The sequence below is a fragment of the Thermoanaerobacterium xylanolyticum LX-11 genome (genome assembly GCF_000189775.2).
In the GTDB taxonomy this organism is placed as follows: domain Bacteria; phylum Bacillota; class Thermoanaerobacteria; order Thermoanaerobacterales; family Thermoanaerobacteraceae; genus Thermoanaerobacterium; species Thermoanaerobacterium thermosulfurigenes.
Window position 1 is genome coordinate 835,755 of the sequence record NC_015555.1, and the last position, 16,097, is coordinate 851,851.

Genomic DNA, 16,097 nt, shown 5'->3' on the forward strand with positions numbered 1-16,097 from the left:
TGTTAAAGGTTTTTGTAGGAGGGTTATATGCATGAAAAAGATCTTTGCAAGCATACTGATTTTAACTTTATTTTTAAATGGATGCGGAATTACTGATGTTAAAAACAATAATGTAAATTCAAATAAACCTTACAAGATAATTAGTAAAAGTACTGACACTGCATCACAAACAAATTTAGACAATCTTAAAAATTTGAATAAAATGTCACCTACCAAACAAGAACTAATTAGAGAGGAAGGAATAGATTACAAAGTCTCCTATAAACTTTTTGATTGTTCAAAATTATCGCCAGGTTTTTCAACATACATTCCAGAGTCTATGAAAACTCAATTAAGTAATTCAAGTGATGGCAGTACTGTTATTCGAATTTATGAAACATCAAAAGACGGACAAGTTTTACACGATTATAATTATATTCAAATTTTTTACTATCCTAAAAATACAGAAAAAAATGCTGCAATAGAATTAATAAAAAACCTTTCAAACAAATATAATCTCAACTATCAGAGCGTATATTTGCAGAATGGCGTTGGACAGATACAGGTAAGGGATTAATCGATTAGAAGATTATGTAATATTTAACAGATTAATTAGATGTATAATATTGTTAAAGATTTTGGGGAGGGTGTGCACGTGAAAAGATTTTTTATCGGCTTGTTGGTTTTGACAATATTTTTAAATGGATGCGGAAACAAAATGAGTGAAGGTGACCGTAGTAAATTGCAAAAGGCTCAAATTTCAAATACTGTAAAAAATAATAGCGAGAGTATGGATGCTACACAGATTAACCAACATATTCCACAGCTTATTACATACAATGGTAATCACTTATCCGCTTGGGTGAATCAATTCTTATTTGTTGAAAATGGTGATTTAAAAGAAAGTCATGATGGTGATAAAAGTTATATAAAGCTTAGTTATGTAAAAGATAATGTCGTAAAGACTGTCGATTTAATTTCATACGCGTTGAAGTACGATTTGTTTAATGGCATTAATTATATGACTGCTTCTCCGTCAGGGAAATACATCATTTTAGAGTTTTCTCAAAACGTTCCAATTAGTGTCATTGTCGATACTGACACAAATAAAAGCAGTATATTATGGTATGATGAATCAAAAAAAGAAAGCATGATGAGAATTTCATTTAACCCCAATAATGAAGATGAGTTTGCTTTTTTGCCGTCAGCAGAAATAAATGGTCCTAATGGCAGTCATTTTTTAAAACTTTATGAAATAAAAACTCATAAGATAAATACAATAGGTGAAATTTCAGAGAAAGATATATCAATGCAAAATTCAATGATACAATGGGGGAAAAACACAATCAGTGTTATTTCACTGGATAAAAACAAAATATTTAATTTCATATATTAATCGTATTATATAGAACAAAGTTCGTATATGCAATGTATTTGAGTGAAGAATTTTCAAAATCATTAAAGAGGGGTCTTGTATGAAAGTAAAAAGTATAATGATATTTGTAGCAGGAATGATAGTTGGCATACTGTTATCTCAAATGTTAACAAGACATACAAGCATTTATGATGGCAATGGCAGTGTAGTATCATCTGAAAATATACAAAGCGTCGATATGGAGAACCCAATATCACAAAAAGAAATTTTAAAACAATTGAAAATAAACCCAGCTTTTGATATGTCACAAATACCAGTTGTAGGTTCCGATATTTACGGACATGTTTGGGAGGATATGGGTACCAAATCAAATTCATTTACTTCATGGGAAATGCCTAAAGCATGGAAAAAAATGCATCTACACTGAAACAGACAAAACCGATCCTAAATCTATAAACAATGGAGCCAATGATAAATTTTTATATATAACATTACAGGGTGTTGTCTTTTTATATTTGCCTCCTGATGGTAGATATTGGAGTCCAATACCGATGTTTGGAGATATACCGCCAGGTTCTGTGATAATTGCACAGCATGTTCCGTTAAAGCCCGCTGTCGAAGCTGGTATAATACAGGTATATCATGGTCAAGCATTTACTAAAAGTTATCCATTGCCAAAAGAGTGGCAGAATGCGCTAAGATAGTTTTTACAGACTTAATGAGTACTCAGAAATCAATAAGACTATTAGTCATAAATATATAGTTAAAAAGGTTTAAAGGGGGTCGATTTAGTTGCTTATCATATTGATTTTTGCAATAGCGATAACATATTCGATTGTTTCTTCAAAACATCCAGAATTTAAAAGACCAAAGATTAGATATACTGTAGCTTTTTTTCTCTGTATACTTCTTGCAATTCATCTTTACTTAGACTACTTTAGAATAGGGTCGTTTAATTCGCTGGTTTTAAGTAACTTCCACAATTCAAAAATCGTTTCGACTATGTTGGCCAAAAATAATGACAATGATAAAAGCAGTATCATAAAAAGTACCAATGATGTAAAGACAATAAATGACTTGATATCGTATTTAAAGCAATTTAAACTTGTGCAATATAATGGCAAATATACTAGTACAAACAATTATTCTTACGATATTGTTTTTTATACCAATAAAAAAGATGAAAGAATCGGAATAAGTGTGACCAATGATAAGTATATTGATGTTGCTGTGGACACCGCTAAAACTTACCATTTATTCTTTTTAACTGGTATAATAACATAAATAGCTATAAATCTTATAAGATAGTTAACGGCAATATAAATTTGCATTTTTTAGATTCTGTATTGCATTCTATAAAAGATTAATTTCGAAATCTGTGATATTTATCACAAATTTTGTGCTGTTTTTGTTGTATAGTATATATTGGACAAAAATGAATGGAGGTTATCAAATGGTCAAAAGGAAGATAGTAAAGATCGATGAAGAGAAGTGCAATGGATGTGGACTTTGCATTTCACCATGTGTTGAAAGCGCAATAGTTTTAGTGAATGGGAAAGCCAAAGTCATAAGCGAAGAGCTTTGCGATGGCGCAGGTGTATGCTTGAATGTGTGTCCAACAGGCGCTTTGTCTATTGAAGAAAGGGAAGCAATGCCTTTTAACGAAGAAGCTGCATTGAAGCACAAGGCTACCATTGACAAAGATAGATGTTCATATTGTGGCAACAGCGATGATGATGCGCCAATTTTGACGTATAAATACAAAGGAGAGATAAAGCAAGTCTGCGTAAGATGTCTTCCGGCTCTTATTCACGGTTGATCCTTTTAGGGATGTTTGGCGGTTGAGAAGATGTACCAAGATCTTTGTGGCGTGGTGAATGAACCACAGTGATGCTGTTCATGATTATTTCTACGTCTTCTTCACCGTCTTTTATTTTTTTTCTAAACTCCACTCTGGGTACAACTACTGTGACCTCATGTGGTACATCTATGTTTGTCTTCCTTTTTACCTCCACATCAAGGCCGTACAACCTTAATGTTATTTTGTCGTATCCTTTGCTTCTTTTAAATAGTTTTTTTGCCATATTTAATATACTTTTTATATTAACCATGATATAACCCCCAATACAATTTATGAAAAAAATGATATATACGTTCATACAGATGATGATGTATTGTATAAAATAACAAATTTGATAAAAAATATAGACAAACTCATAAAGAAAGGGTGTATTTATGAAAAATAATATGACGGCAGCTAATCTGCGCTCTGCATTTGGCGGGGAAAGCATGGCATATCAACGGTACAAATCGTGGGGTAAAATTGCCATGCAAGAGGGCTTTAAAAACGTATCAAAACTTTTTAATGCCATAGCGTATGCAGAGGAAGTTCATGCAGGAAATCATTTTAAAGCACATAGAGATATTGAAGGAGATTTTTTAGTGCCATCAATGGCTGGATTCGGTATAGGAAATACGTCTAACAATTTAGGTAAAGCCATAAGCGGAGAGCTTTTTGAAGTAAACGAGATGTATGCGACGTATATTGCTACAGCAGAATTTCAACAGGAACAGGAAGCTTTAAAGTCATTTACATGGGCAAGAGAAGCGGAAAAAATCCACGCTGATCTTTTCAAAGAAGCAAAACTATCAGTAGATATGGGGAAAGACGTAGGATTTAATGAAGTACATATATGCAGTGTTTGCGGTTATACAACGGTAGGACCTATACCTGAGAAGTGTCCCGTCTGTGGAGCAGAAAAAACGAAATTTGTGTCTTTTTAAGAAGGAAGGGCTTATAACCTTCCTTTTAATTTCACACACTTAATCATTTTAGTTGACACACATTTGAATCACATCTAAATAAATTTCTTGCAATGTGTTTTACTGCACACATTTTTTTATATTAAGCCTAAGGGTTTATTTTGCTGTGCGTCGCAACATTGGCATCAAATTTGCATCATTATATATGGGGGAAGATTGTCTCGTCTAAATTACAATATTGATTGGAGGAGAGCCAATGAAAGGTAAGATTTTGATAACTCCAAGATCTTTGCAGCATAAAAAAAGCGATATAATTGAAATGCTTAGTGATTACGAAGTTCTAATGAATGATACAGGAAGACCATTTGATGAAAATGAATTAAAGAAGCTTATACAAGATGTTGACGGCATTATCGTAGGTGTAGATAAAATAACAAGAGAGATTTTGGCGAATGCTAAAAAATTAAAGGTTATCACAAAGTACGGTGTTGGATTGGATAATATTGATATAGAATACGCCAAAAAGTTAGGCATAAAGATAACTTACACGCCTGGTGCTAATAAAGAATCTGTTGCTGATTTAGTGTTTACGATGATATTGGAACTTAGCAGGCAACTATTTAAGATGGATAAAATCGTAAGAGATAATAGATGGGATAAAGTCATTGGCAGGGAAGTATATGGAAAAGTCATTGGCATAATCGGCACGGGAAATATCGGCAAAAGTGTTGCCAAAAGGGCTACAGGATTTGACATGAGAATATTGGGCTATGACATGTTTCCTGACTATGAATTTGCAAAAGAGATAGGGATGGAATATGTTGACTTGCAGACTTTACTAAAAAATTCAGACTATATAACACTTCACATACCGTTTACAGAAAGCATGCATCATTTTATAGATAGAGAAGAACTAGAAATGATTAAAACCACTGCATATATAATCAACACTTCACGTGGAGAACTTATAAATGAGGAAGCTTTGTACGAAGCTTTAAAGCAAAAAAGATTGGCTGGTGCGGCATTAGACGTATTTGAAATAGAGCCTCCATATAATAGCAAATTGATTAAACTGGAAAATGTGATACTTTCTCCACATTGCGGTGCATCTACAGAAGATGCTATAAATAGGATGAACATGATGGCTGTAGAGGGACTTAAAAGCGTCTTAGAAGGTAAGGAGCCTAAATTTGTATATGCATAATGTGCCAAACTTAAAATGATAAAGTGCAAAAAACTTGTTATCTGGCTTAATTATGGCTGTAATCGCGTTTTTTAAAAGAAATCAGCAAAAATTTCAGATTGAATAAAATTATTACTGGTGTTAGAATTTTAATATCATTTTTGAAAATCCCGCATTTGATTTCTTAATATTTTATTTTTAAAGCACTGTTTATATTAAATGTAAAAGGAGCTGGTACAGGTAATGGATTTCAAAAGTAACGAAAGCATAAAAAGAAGCGATAAAGTTTATAAAAAACTAAAGGAGTTGACGGAATCTTTAAACTTCAATGACTTTAACAGTCCTTTAGGATATGACGCTTTATATATAGGAAAGATACTAAACATCTCCAGAAGCAATACCAGCAGGGAACTTAACAAGCTATTAAAATCAGGAAAAGCGATAAAAATAAAAGGTAAGCCAGTTCTGTATTTAGATAGATTGTATTTTAAGGAAAAATTCAGTTACCGTTTTACAAAGTCTGTTTTTGAAGATAGAAAAGATTTTGTGAATACATTAACAAGCGCAGGAATACTGAACCGAGAATCATTTCAACTTAGTCAAAATAATCACAATAAATTTATTAATGCTAAAAAGATCAACAATAAATATTCTGAAAGCATACTTGATAATATCATCGGTGCCAAAAGCAGCTTAAAAGAACAAATTTCAAAAGCAAAAGCAGCCATATTGTATCCTCCAAATGGGCTTCATACGCTGATAATTGGCCCTACAGGGGTTGGGAAGTCCACATTTGCCGAAATGATGTACAAGTTTGGCGTAGAAGCTAAAGTTTTTAAAAGCAATTCTCCTTTTGTAGTGTTTAATTGTGCTGACTATGCTCAAAATCCACAATTGCTTATGTCTCAATTATTCGGACATATTAAAGGTGCTTTTACTGGAGCAGATAAAGAAAAAAGAGGCCTCATTGAAGAAGCTGATGGCGGTATATTGTTTTTAGACGAAATTCACCGCATGCCACCGGAAGGGCAGGAAATGCTATTCACGCTTATTGACAATGGGAAATACAGACGACTTGGTGAGACTGAAAATGTTAGAAGTGTAAAAGTTCTGATTATTGCAGCAACAACTGAAAATCCTCATTCGGCTTTGCTTCACACTTTCTTAAGGCGTATTCCGATGGTAATTCAATTGCCAAGTCTTGACAAAAGAACGTTGATTGAGCGCTTTTTATTCATATATCAGTTCTTTTATGAGGAATACGAAAGACTAAATGTACCTATTAAATTAGAAAATGATGCGTTAAAAGCAATAATGCTTTATGATTGTCCAGGCAATATTGGACAATTGAAAAGTGATATAAAGTTAATTTGTGCAAGAGCATTTTTGGATTATATAATTGAGGAAAAAGAGATGGTAGAGGTCTCGTTATCAACATTACCGCAAAATGCAAAAGAAGGCCTTTTGAAAATTCACAATTTGAGGGATGAGATTGTATTCAAGGAAATAAGCAATAATGGAGATATAGTATTTAGCAAAAACACCGTAGGCGTAAAAGATAAATTGAACATTAATTTTCTAAAAAGTTCCTACAGTGCAGATGATGATTTGTATGACTTCATAATGGATAACTGGGAAAAATTTAACAGACAAGGGATGCCATCAGAGCACATAAGGGAAAACATAGAAAATCAAATACAATTGTACTATAAAAATTATCTATATCCAATAGAACAGAATACTGACGGCGTAAACAGAAGTGTTTTGTTTAAGTTTGTTGATCCGTATATATTGACTGCTGTGGAATATGCTTTTAATGCCGTTCGTGAAAGCTTTGATGGAGTAATAACTCAGAAAGCAATTTATCTATTGTCATTTCACATAAAAACAATGGTTGAGAGGCTTAAAGTAGGAATTGCCATTTCGCATCCTGATAGAGAAAGTATAGCAAGAAGTTATAAATCCGCTTATAGTGCTGCAAATGTCATAAAAGAGAGGCTTGAAGAAAAATTGAATATGGACATTCCTGAAGATGAGACAGCTTTTATAGCGATGTTTTTGCAGGCGTTGCAGTATGGAAAGAATAGCAGCAAGATTGGTATATTAGTTATGGCACATGGAAATAGCACTGCCAGCAGTATTGCGGAAGTAACCAATAGACTTCTTGGCACTGATCATGTAAAGGCTTTGGATATGCCGTTGGAAGAAAAACCGGAGGTGACTCTTAATAAAGCTATCAATATGATAAAAGAGATTGATCAAGGTAAAGGTGTACTGATTCTTGTAGATATGGGGCTTCTTAGGACTTTTTCTGACATTATTACCGAAAAAACCGGTATAAAAACCAGGACTATTGAAATGGTCAGTACTCCATTAGTGCTTGAAGCTACAAGAAAGGCTTTGACTCCAGATATGGATATAGACAAGCTTGTAGATGAGATAATATCTTTGCATCCATTGTTAAGTGGTGATGGCGACGCAAGCAATATTACATCTGGTACCAACAATATTTCGTTTTACGAGAAAAATTTAAAAGACCTTTTAGCCCAGGCATTGAATTTTTTAAATCCTGATAAGGTTTATCCTGTATTAAAAGGAATTTTAAATGATATTCTCAATGAGAAGGATAAAAAAGTAGAGGACGAGATTTGGATAAAATTTTTATTTCACTGTGCTTGTTTGATAGAGAGGGGTATTAGAAAGGATTATTTGCCAAATAACGATTTAGATGTGATAAAAAGCCGCAAAAATGGTTCATTTCAATTGATAAAGAAGCATTTTGAGGCTGTGGAGAATCTCTTTGGAATAGAGATTCCAGATAGTGAGTATGCATATGTGGCTGAGATGATTGACACATATATTGACACACTTGAACTTAGGAACATGACACACATTTAATTGAATAAAAACATTTACATGAAGAAGTGTTTTCATGGCACACATTTTGAAAATGATGTTTTTTTCTCCTAAGAGACATTCATTTGCAGATAGGTCATTTTCATGGCATGATTTTTGCATTATAGAATTTATGAAAGATAAAACATCGCATTTTGAAAGGATGATGATCTTGATAGGGATATTGGTTGTAACACACGGTGAGTTTGGTAAGGAATTATTAAAAAGTGCTGAGTTAATATTGGGAAAACAAGAAAAAGTTATGTGTTTGGGATTAAATGAAGGTGATGATGTTTTAAAACTAAAAGATAAAGTAAGGCAAGGCATCATTGATCTTGATGAAGGAGAAGGTGTGTTGGTCTTGACAGATATGTTTGGGGGAAGTCCTTTTAATGTGACATCAGCTAACTTAAAGGAATTGACCTTTAATTATTTGACAGGAGTAAATTTACCTATGCTTATTGAAGCATTATCGTCAAGGCATAGCTATGATGTTGATACATTAGCTGATATGTGTTATAAGTCGGGAATTGAAGGGATTAGAAACATGAATAAAGAAATACTCAACAAGTAAATTTATACACTGCAATAAAGATGGCTCTTTAAAGAGTTATCTTTATATATAAAAACTTAATAAAAAAAGGAGGACTTTATATGCATGTAAGTATTAGTGCATCACAAGCTGCAATCATTGCTTTATGGGTGGCTATAGTCGAGGCACGTGCTCTTGGTTATTCAACATTGATGCTTCGCTTCACGCCTTTGATGACAGGTCTTGTAGTAGGTATCGTCATGCACAATGTACCGGAAGCAATGGTAGTCACTGCTGCCATACAGTTAATCTACATGGGGTTAATCGCACCTGGTGGAACATTGCCAAGTGAGCCAGCAGTTGCGGCTTCTATAGCAGTTCCGGTTGCGGTTATGGCACATCTTGATCCATCAGCAGCAATTGCAATCGCAGTGCCTGTAGGACTATTAGGGTCATACTTGTATTCATTCAGATTCCTTTTGAATACGTTTGTATTACGACTTACGGATAAGTATGCGGAAGAATTAAACGATAGAGGCTTGACATTGACAATAATTGTTTTGCCTATTTTAGTGAGTCTTGTGTTGTTCTTCCCAGCTATATTTATAGCGCTTTACAAAGGAACTCCATTGATAGCAGCGTTGATAAAAACAGTCACAGCCGGCAAGCTATTCCATGTTTTGACGGTGATAGGAGGAGGACTACCTGCGTTAGGAATTGCATTGACACTAACAGTCATAGGCAAGAGAAAATTTGTCGTATTTTTCCTCTTAGCATACTTTATGGCTGTCATACTAAAATCATTAAATGTAAATACTGTAACGTACGCTGTCTTAGGAGGAATAATGGCATATCTCTACGTTATGTTTACAAGCAAAGAAGCAGATAGCCAACAAATTTGAAGGAGGTAAGTGGCATGGAAGATGTAAAAGCGAAGAACAGTGTAAATTCGTCAGAAATTGATGACAGCAGCAAAAAAATCACAAGAAAAGATTTGCTTTTAGGATGGTTTAGATGGTGGTACGCCAATGAAATACCTCATACATTTGATAGAATGTTGGCACCCTCACTTTTGTTTGGGTTAATGCCTATTTTAAGGAAAATATACAAAAAGAATGAGGATCTTAAAGAAGCGTATAAAAGGCATCTTTTGTTTTACAATACGCAAGCAGTATGGGGCGGTGGCACAATACTTGGAATAACGGCATCATTGGAGGAGGAAAGGGCTAAAAAGCTAAATGAAGGCAAAATCGATGAAGCAGTTGATCCAGAGATCATAAATAGTACGAAAGTTGGATTGATGGGACCTTTGGCGGGCATAGGCGACGCAATAGATTCAGGTACGGTGCAGTATATTTTGATAGGCATATTCCTACCGTGGGCAAAAGCTGGCAGTGCATTGGGAGCTCTTCTTCCTTGGATATTGTTTGTTGCACTGACATTCACATATGGATATTATTTTACTGAATTGGGATACAGGCTTGGACGTTCTGCAGTCGTTGAAATTGTAAGCGGTGCAAGAATTAGAAAAATCATTGATGGATTATCTGTTTTAGGTACTTTTATGATGGGAATTTTGGCGGCTTCTTATGTGACAGTAAATACATCGTTAAAATGGACTTTGTCAGGAAAACAATTCGTCTTACAAGATATTTTAGACAAAGTATTACCTGGGTTGTTACCACTACTGACAGTTATGCTTGTATACTGGTATTTCTCAAGAAAAGGTTTAAAAATAGTGAAAGTGCTTTTGTGGCTAATAGTCATATTTGCGGTTTTAGGCTTTACAGGACTTTTATAATATTCATGGTTTAGCTTAATTGCCTTTAAAGGTGATTTAGCTAAACCTCTATTTTAAATAATGAGAAAGGATGATCATTATGGGAGAAATCATTTTTGCCAGAATAGATGATAGACTTATACATGGTCAAGTTATGACAAAATGGGTAAAAGGGTATAATTGCAACTCAATATTCGTCATTGATGACCAATTAGCAAAGGATGAATTCATGAAAAATATTTACATCATGTCTGCATCTACTGCTAATATTACATTGAAGATATTGACCGTCGATGATTCAATAAAATTGTGGGAAAAAGATCATTACGACGGATTTAAAGTTATATTATTGTTTAAAAATATAAAAACAGTCAAAGACACCATTGAAAAAGGACTGCCTATAAAGAAGCTAAACATTGGCGGTATAGCAAAAAGCGTCGACAGGAAATTCATAATACCGACTGTAAGTCTTAACAAAGAAGAGACGGAATCACTTTTAAAACTTGAAGAAAATTATGGTGTGGAAATATTTTTCCAGACAGTACCTGAAAGCAAGAGAGTTGGACTTGATGCAGCACTTGGCGTCTTTAACATTAAAAGATAATTTTGTTTTTTCCAGCAATCTACTATTGCAATGAAAAGCATTTAGGTATATACTGTAATCAACAAGATGGTCCTGAGGAGTTTAGTTACGGTGAATTTGTTTTCAACCAACACCATGACAACGGGAATTTGGGTTCAATTACGTATGAAAAGCCCACGTTTTAAGGGACTTCAGAAGTAATTGACAGGATACCCACTTTAGAAGCGGGCTTGAAAACATAGCCGAACGGCTTCGCGGGATAGATTGGATGTAAAAAAACCGGCAATTGCCGGTTTTTTTATACACAGATTTAAAAATCTCTTCATTTGTATTATAATTTATGGTGAGGTGATTTTATGAATCTAAATGTAGAAGGTGCTGTCTGTACTTTTCCAGATCATGTGACGCTGGAAGAAATATCAGAGCAGTTTAAAGACAACCATAAGTATAGGATAGTTGCAGCAAAAGTGGATAATCTCATGGTTGATTTGTCTACAAAGATAGACAGGGACTGTGAGATACAATTTGTCGATATGTCAACAGAAGAAGGGATGATGGTATATAGAAGAAGCCTTACGTTTGTTTTGATTAAAGCAGTTAAAGATATTTTGCCGACTTCAAAGGTTACAATTGAGCACTCTTTAGGTAAAGGTTTGTACTGCGAAATTCATGGTTCTACTGTGAACAATAAAATTGTGCATGATATAAAGCGTAGGATGAGAGAGATAATCGACGCAGATTATCCGATAATAAAAAAGTATTTAGACAAAGAAAGTGCTGTAAATCTATTTTCGAAAGAAGGCTTAGAAGAAAAAGTAAGTCTTTTTAAATACAGCGATAAAGCAAAAATTCCTGTTTACTTTTGCGAAGATGTTGTAGATTTTTTCTACAGCCCATGTGTTCCATCTACAGGATATTTAAAGCTGTTTGATCTTATACTCTATTTTCCAGGAGTAATACTTTTATTTCCTGAACCAAAAAGTCCAGATGTGCTTCCTGTATTTGAAGATGTTCCTAAATTGGCATCTGTATTTAAAGAAGCTGAGGAATGGGCAAATATACTTAATATAGGATATGTAGCGTCTTTAAATGATATGATTAAAAGCGGAAATGGTAGAGAGCTTGTCTTAATATCGGAAGCGCTTCATGAAAAGAAGATTGCCACTATAGCAGATCACATATATCAAAATAAAATGATAAAGTTGGTCCTTATTGCTGGTCCTTCATCATCTGGTAAGACGTCATTTGTCCACAGATTAAGTGTTCAGCTTAGAGTAAATGGATTAAAACCGCTGCCAATATCACTTGACAATTATTTTTTGCCAAGAGAATTGACGCCAAAAGACGAATTTGGCAACTACAATTTTGAAACGATCGATGCTTTAGATTTAGAGCTTTTTAATGATCACATAATAAAGCTTATGCAAGGTGAAGAAGTAGAGCTTCCGATTTTCAATTTCAAAAAAGGAGAAAGAGAAAAAGCAGGGAGAAAGGCTAAACTTGACAGAAATCAGATAATTCTTGTAGAAGGAATACACGGTTTAAACGAAAAGCTCACAAAGGATATACCAAAAGACAGCAAGTACAGGATATACATAAGCGCTTTGACACAGTTAAACCTTGATGAACACAACAGAATATCTACTACCGAGACTCGACTTTTAAGAAGGATTGTGAGAGATAATCAGTTTCGTTCCAGCGATGCCGAGGAGACAATTCTTATGTGGCCTTCCGTAAGAAAAGGTGAGGAAAACTATATTTTCCCGTACCAAGAAGATGCAGATATCATGTTTAATTCTTCGCTTCCATATGAACTGCCTGTTATAAAGAAATACGCTGAACCACTTTTAAAAGAAATAAATAAAGATAGCAAGGCTTTTTCAATTGCACAGGAGCTTTTAGAGATATTGAGTTACTTTGTAAATTTAGAAGATGAATCTCCCATACCTCCAAATTCTTTGATGAAAGAATTCATTGGAGGAAGTTGTTTGGATGTGTAAAAAGTTCTAAAAAGGTATTGAATTAATATATTATTAGTGCTAATATTTTTTTAAGAAGAATTTTGGTCTTTTTGGTATTTTTAAATTTATTGGTATAAGGAGGGGATGTTATGAACATAATCGATCCTGTTGTTGGAGCTCTTATCAATTACATCGACAAAGATCCAGAGAAAAACCTTCAAGCAATGGCCAATCTAATGTCAAAAATAGCGGTATTGCCGAATCACAGACAGCAAATAGAAAGTGTAAAATCGTTTTTAGACGACAAGGACAGCAACTGGTATAAGTTTACAGTAAAAGGGATAAAAAACATTGACAAGAACATCTTAAAGACGCTCATGATAAACTTCCTTGTAAACGCAAGCCTTAAAGGTATTCCGAAACAGCAAGAGTGGGAACAAAAATTAGATGCCAATGTTCCGTGGGCGATACTTATGGATCCCACTGAAGCATGCAATCTAAATTGTGTAGGCTGTTGGGCAGGAAAGTACAATCCACACAATCTATCATTTGAAACTATGGATAGAATATGCAAAGAGGCAGAAGAACTGGGAGTTTACTTTATAGTTCTATCTGGCGGTGAGCCGACCGTCAGGATGAAAGACATAATAAAGCTTGCTGAAAATCATAAGAATCAAGTATTTCATCTCTTTACAAATGGTACGCTTATAGATGAAGACATGATAAAAGAAGTAAAAAGAGTGGGAAATATAACATTTGCAGTAAGCATTAACGGCTTAAAAGACAAAAATGATGAGATAAGAGGCAAAGGCACTTTCGATAAAGTGATGAAAGCCATGGATCTTATGAGAGAAAATGGGGTATTATTCGGTTACTCTGCTACATACACTAAAACTAATATTGAAGAAATATTCAGTGATGAGTTTGTAGATATGATGATAGACAAAGGTGCTTACTTTGCATGGTACTTTACTTACATTCCTGTTGGAAAAGATCCTGATGTAAAATTCATGGTATCGCCTGAACAAAGAAAATACGCTTATGAAAGGATAAACTATATAAGAGCTACGAAAGAGCTGTTTGCAATCGACTTTTGGAATGACGGAGAATTTAGTGGGGGATGCATAGCAGGAGGCAAGAGGTATCTCCATATAAATGCAGCAGGCGATGTTGAGCCATGTGCTTTCATCCATTATGCTAATGTCAACATAAATGACGTAAGTCTGAAGGAAGCCCTTATGTCTCCTATTATGAAAGCTTACAGAAAGAGGATGCCGTTTAATCAAAATCATTTGAGGCCATGTCCACTTATAGACAACCCAGAAGAGCTTTTAAATATAGTGAGAGAATCCAACGCAAGGCACACGGAAAACAGCGATGCATCACATATTGAAAATTTGTACAGTGATTTAAAGGAAGTTGCAGAAAGATGGGGAGAAGTAGCGGATGATATCTGGAATTCAAAGACATCTACCGAAAAAGAAGCTTGACTGCAAAGGCAAAATACCCTATTATAAGTAAGAGAAATGGGGTGTTTGTGTGCCTTTAACGAAAAGAAAGGTAGACTTTTTGGAAACGCTTATAAAGCTTTATGACAAGGATAAAGCTCCTGTACACTATGCTGACGTTGCAAGTTTTATGGGCATAAGCAAATGGACTGCCTATGATATGTTGACAGAATTAGAAGAACTGGGATATGTGAAGCGGCAGTATTTTATTGGTGAGGATAAATCTATAGGTAGATCTATATTGGTTTACATGCCTAATGAAAGTGCTTATGATGTGGTAAATAAAAGCAGTATACATGAGTGGAACAGTGTAAAAGAAGTCTTATTGAATGTGATCAAAAAAAATGATGATTCCATATCAGTTGACGATTTTATGAACGAAAAAAAAGCTGCTTTAAAGCCTCTTAAGTTTTGTGCTTATGCCTTGACAACGTTGCTTTTGCAGATTAAGACACTTGATGTAACAGTAATTGAAAATATAAAAAATTCCATAAACATTAATGGCAGTGAAGCGCCTGTGATTTTGTTTGTTGGAATCGTGATTGGATTCTACATCGACTATCATTTGTCCAGTGAAAGCAGGAAAGTTTTTGAGAAGGTTAATATATTCCACAAATATATAAAGGAGCTAAGCGCAAATGACAAAACATTGTTAAATAACTTTTTGAAAGAATCGCTTTTGTACATTTAAGACCGTTTAGGTCTTTTTTTGTATAATAAAAGTTTTTTTTTAGAAACTAAATATTTAGGAGGTGTTTTTATGGACAGAGAAAAAGAGATAAGTGAGATAATAGATTTTGTGGAAAGGTACAAAGAATCAATGGCCAGTCAAATGGTGGTGTCGCGGATTTTAGGCGACAAAGGCGCTAAAGTAAATGAAGAAACTATTGATAAATTAAAAAACAGTATTGTAAATGCAGCGGAAGATGATTTGGAAGCGTGTTACTATATAATAAAATAAATATTTTGTTTTTTGCAAAAATATGATATATTAGATGTATAAAATAGCATAGGAGGTAAATATATGAAGGTATATGTAGATCAAGATTTGTGTATAGCTTGTGGCCTGTGCATCGACACGTGTCCAGCGGTTTTTGACTGGAATGACGAAGGCAAATCGCAGGCAATAGTCGATGAAGTGCCTGAAGGCGAAGAACAGGCTTGCCGTGATTCCATAGATGGTTGCCCTACTGAGGCAATAAAAGAAATATAAGTTTTGACAAATATATAAGTTTGGATATATACCTTCGCTGGAGGAAAAATAAAAGCGGAGGTGTTTTTTCTATGTCAAAGAGAAAGAAATTGTATGAAAAGGCTGAAGACGAGCTTGACTCATTAAAAGAAGAAGTTGCCGAAGAATTACACCTTGATGATGACATTGAAAGGCGTTGTTATGAAAATATGACTACCAGAGAAGTTGGAAAAATTGGTGGTAACATGGTTAAAAAGATGATTAAATACGCTGAAAAACAAATGGATGAAAAAGATGGCAAGATAGATTGATATTAGGCTGAAGGATATCCTTCAGCTAATTATTT

Annotated in this window: 20 protein-coding genes and 1 other RNA gene; 20 read left to right on the forward strand and 1 reads right to left on the reverse strand. The window is 34.3% G+C overall.

Annotated features, from left to right (window positions below; genetic code table 11):
* Nucleotides 1-31 precede the first annotated feature (31 nt).
* The 6 genes from THEXY_RS04065 (at nt 32) to THEXY_RS04085 (ending at nt 3,173) form a co-directional block, all read left to right on the forward strand.
* Nucleotides 32-556 (forward strand): hypothetical protein, encoded by a 525-nt coding sequence (locus THEXY_RS04065; RefSeq protein ID WP_013787574.1) that lies wholly within the window; start codon nt 32-34, stop codon nt 554-556.
* 78 nt (nt 557-634) lie between these two features.
* Nucleotides 635-1,375, forward strand: coding sequence for a hypothetical protein (locus THEXY_RS04070; RefSeq protein ID WP_013787575.1), 741 nt, complete (start codon nt 635-637; stop codon nt 1,373-1,375).
* Nucleotides 1,376-1,454: 79 nt separating this feature from the next.
* A complete protein-coding gene (locus THEXY_RS12745) occupies nt 1,455-1,781 on the forward strand; it encodes a hypothetical protein (protein WP_013787576.1) in 327 nt (108 codons plus the stop codon).
* A gap of 124 nt (nt 1,782-1,905) precedes the next feature.
* The gene (locus tag THEXY_RS12750) at nt 1,906-2,058 is read left to right on the forward strand and encodes a hypothetical protein (protein WP_013787577.1); all 153 of its coding nucleotides are present in this window, start codon (nt 1,906-1,908) and stop codon (nt 2,056-2,058) included.
* An 88-nt stretch (nt 2,059-2,146) separates the two neighbouring features.
* A complete protein-coding gene (locus tag THEXY_RS04080; RefSeq protein WP_013787578.1) occupies nt 2,147-2,638 on the forward strand; it encodes a hypothetical protein in 492 nt (163 codons plus the stop codon).
* Between the two features lie 169 nt (nt 2,639-2,807).
* A complete protein-coding gene (locus THEXY_RS04085; RefSeq protein WP_013787579.1) occupies nt 2,808-3,173 on the forward strand; it encodes an ATP-binding protein in 366 nt (121 codons plus the stop codon).
* Here the strand turns inward: THEXY_RS04085 and THEXY_RS04090 are convergent.
* Nucleotides 3,160-3,465 (reverse strand): hypothetical protein, encoded by a 306-nt coding sequence (locus THEXY_RS04090; RefSeq protein WP_013787580.1) that lies wholly within the window; start codon nt 3,463-3,465, stop codon nt 3,160-3,162. The two genes, THEXY_RS04085 and THEXY_RS04090, sit on opposite strands and share 14 nt — an antisense overlap.
* A gap of 124 nt (nt 3,466-3,589) precedes the next feature.
* Between THEXY_RS04090 and THEXY_RS04095 the strand changes: the two genes are divergently transcribed.
* The 14 genes from THEXY_RS04095 (at nt 3,590) to THEXY_RS04155 (ending at nt 16,062) form a co-directional block, all read left to right on the forward strand.
* Nucleotides 3,590-4,138, forward strand: coding sequence for a rubrerythrin family protein (locus THEXY_RS04095; protein ID WP_013787581.1), 549 nt, complete (start codon nt 3,590-3,592; stop codon nt 4,136-4,138).
* 235 nt (nt 4,139-4,373) lie between these two features.
* Entirely contained in the window at nt 4,374-5,321 is a 948-nt protein-coding gene (locus THEXY_RS04100) for a phosphoglycerate dehydrogenase (RefSeq protein ID WP_013787582.1), read from the forward strand.
* A gap of 222 nt (nt 5,322-5,543) precedes the next feature.
* Nucleotides 5,544-8,198 (forward strand): sigma-54-dependent transcriptional regulator, encoded by a 2,655-nt coding sequence (locus tag THEXY_RS04105; protein WP_013787583.1) that lies wholly within the window; start codon nt 5,544-5,546, stop codon nt 8,196-8,198.
* Nucleotides 8,199-8,232: 34 nt separating this feature from the next.
* Nucleotides 8,233-8,769 carry a PTS sugar transporter subunit IIA gene (locus THEXY_RS04110; RefSeq protein ID WP_013787584.1) on the forward strand — a complete coding sequence of 179 codons (537 nt, stop codon included), beginning with the start codon at nt 8,233-8,235 and terminating at the stop codon, nt 8,767-8,769.
* Nucleotides 8,770-8,849: 80 nt separating this feature from the next.
* Nucleotides 8,850-9,629 carry a PTS mannose/fructose/sorbose/N-acetylgalactosamine transporter subunit IIC gene (locus THEXY_RS04115; protein ID WP_013787585.1) on the forward strand — a complete coding sequence of 260 codons (780 nt, stop codon included), beginning with the start codon at nt 8,850-8,852 and terminating at the stop codon, nt 9,627-9,629.
* 14 nt (nt 9,630-9,643) lie between these two features.
* Entirely contained in the window at nt 9,644-10,528 is an 885-nt protein-coding gene (locus tag THEXY_RS04120) for a PTS system mannose/fructose/sorbose family transporter subunit IID (RefSeq protein ID WP_013787586.1), read from the forward strand.
* 79 nt (nt 10,529-10,607) lie between these two features.
* Nucleotides 10,608-11,111, forward strand: coding sequence for a PTS sugar transporter subunit IIB (locus tag THEXY_RS04125; RefSeq protein ID WP_013787587.1), 504 nt, complete (start codon nt 10,608-10,610; stop codon nt 11,109-11,111).
* Nucleotides 11,112-11,177: 66 nt separating this feature from the next.
* Nucleotides 11,178-11,355: non-coding RNA, 6S RNA (gene ssrS, locus THEXY_RS12345), on the forward strand.
* 91 nt (nt 11,356-11,446) lie between these two features.
* Complete coding sequence (locus THEXY_RS04130; protein WP_013787588.1) at nt 11,447-13,090, forward strand: nucleoside kinase; 1,644 nt, start codon at nt 11,447-11,449, stop codon at nt 13,088-13,090.
* 110 nt (nt 13,091-13,200) lie between these two features.
* Nucleotides 13,201-14,541, forward strand: coding sequence for a radical SAM/SPASM domain-containing protein (locus tag THEXY_RS04135; RefSeq protein ID WP_013787589.1), 1,341 nt, complete (start codon nt 13,201-13,203; stop codon nt 14,539-14,541).
* Between the two features lie 49 nt (nt 14,542-14,590).
* Complete coding sequence (locus tag THEXY_RS04140) at nt 14,591-15,250, forward strand: helix-turn-helix domain-containing protein (RefSeq protein WP_013787590.1); 660 nt, start codon at nt 14,591-14,593, stop codon at nt 15,248-15,250.
* Nucleotides 15,251-15,319: 69 nt separating this feature from the next.
* Nucleotides 15,320-15,520, forward strand: coding sequence for a hypothetical protein (locus THEXY_RS04145; RefSeq protein WP_013787591.1), 201 nt, complete (start codon nt 15,320-15,322; stop codon nt 15,518-15,520).
* Nucleotides 15,521-15,583: 63 nt separating this feature from the next.
* Nucleotides 15,584-15,772, forward strand: coding sequence for a ferredoxin (locus THEXY_RS04150; RefSeq protein WP_013787592.1), 189 nt, complete (start codon nt 15,584-15,586; stop codon nt 15,770-15,772).
* A gap of 71 nt (nt 15,773-15,843) precedes the next feature.
* Entirely contained in the window at nt 15,844-16,062 is a 219-nt protein-coding gene (locus THEXY_RS04155; RefSeq protein ID WP_013787593.1) for an alpha/beta-type small acid-soluble spore protein, read from the forward strand.
* Nucleotides 16,063-16,097 lie beyond the last annotated feature (35 nt).

Coding starts and splice junctions, on each gene's coding strand:
- THEXY_RS04065 (WP_013787574.1), top strand. CDS start 32: ATGAAAAAGATCTTTGCAAGCATACTGATTTTAACTTTATTTTTAAAT.
- THEXY_RS12745 (WP_013787576.1), top strand. CDS start 1,455: ATGAAAGTAAAAAGTATAATGATATTTGTAGCAGGAATGATAGTTGGC.
- THEXY_RS12750 (WP_013787577.1), top strand. CDS start 1,906: ATGTTTGGAGATATACCGCCAGGTTCTGTGATAATTGCACAGCATGTT.
- THEXY_RS04085 (WP_013787579.1), top strand. CDS start 2,808: ATGGTCAAAAGGAAGATAGTAAAGATCGATGAAGAGAAGTGCAATGGA.
- THEXY_RS04090 (WP_013787580.1), bottom strand. CDS start 3,465: ATGGTTAATATAAAAAGTATATTAAATATGGCAAAAAAACTATTTAAA.
- THEXY_RS04095 (WP_013787581.1), top strand. CDS start 3,590: ATGAAAAATAATATGACGGCAGCTAATCTGCGCTCTGCATTTGGCGGG.
- THEXY_RS04100 (WP_013787582.1), top strand. CDS start 4,374: ATGAAAGGTAAGATTTTGATAACTCCAAGATCTTTGCAGCATAAAAAA.
- THEXY_RS04105 (WP_013787583.1), top strand. CDS start 5,544: ATGGATTTCAAAAGTAACGAAAGCATAAAAAGAAGCGATAAAGTTTAT.
- THEXY_RS04110 (WP_013787584.1), top strand. CDS start 8,233: ATGGCACACATTTTGAAAATGATGTTTTTTTCTCCTAAGAGACATTCA.
- THEXY_RS04115 (WP_013787585.1), top strand. CDS start 8,850: ATGCATGTAAGTATTAGTGCATCACAAGCTGCAATCATTGCTTTATGG.
- THEXY_RS04120 (WP_013787586.1), top strand. CDS start 9,644: ATGGAAGATGTAAAAGCGAAGAACAGTGTAAATTCGTCAGAAATTGAT.
- THEXY_RS04125 (WP_013787587.1), top strand. CDS start 10,608: ATGGGAGAAATCATTTTTGCCAGAATAGATGATAGACTTATACATGGT.
- THEXY_RS04130 (WP_013787588.1), top strand. CDS start 11,447: ATGAATCTAAATGTAGAAGGTGCTGTCTGTACTTTTCCAGATCATGTG.
- THEXY_RS04135 (WP_013787589.1), top strand. CDS start 13,201: ATGAACATAATCGATCCTGTTGTTGGAGCTCTTATCAATTACATCGAC.
- THEXY_RS04145 (WP_013787591.1), top strand. CDS start 15,320: ATGGACAGAGAAAAAGAGATAAGTGAGATAATAGATTTTGTGGAAAGG.
- THEXY_RS04150 (WP_013787592.1), top strand. CDS start 15,584: ATGAAGGTATATGTAGATCAAGATTTGTGTATAGCTTGTGGCCTGTGC.
- THEXY_RS04155 (WP_013787593.1), top strand. CDS start 15,844: ATGTCAAAGAGAAAGAAATTGTATGAAAAGGCTGAAGACGAGCTTGAC.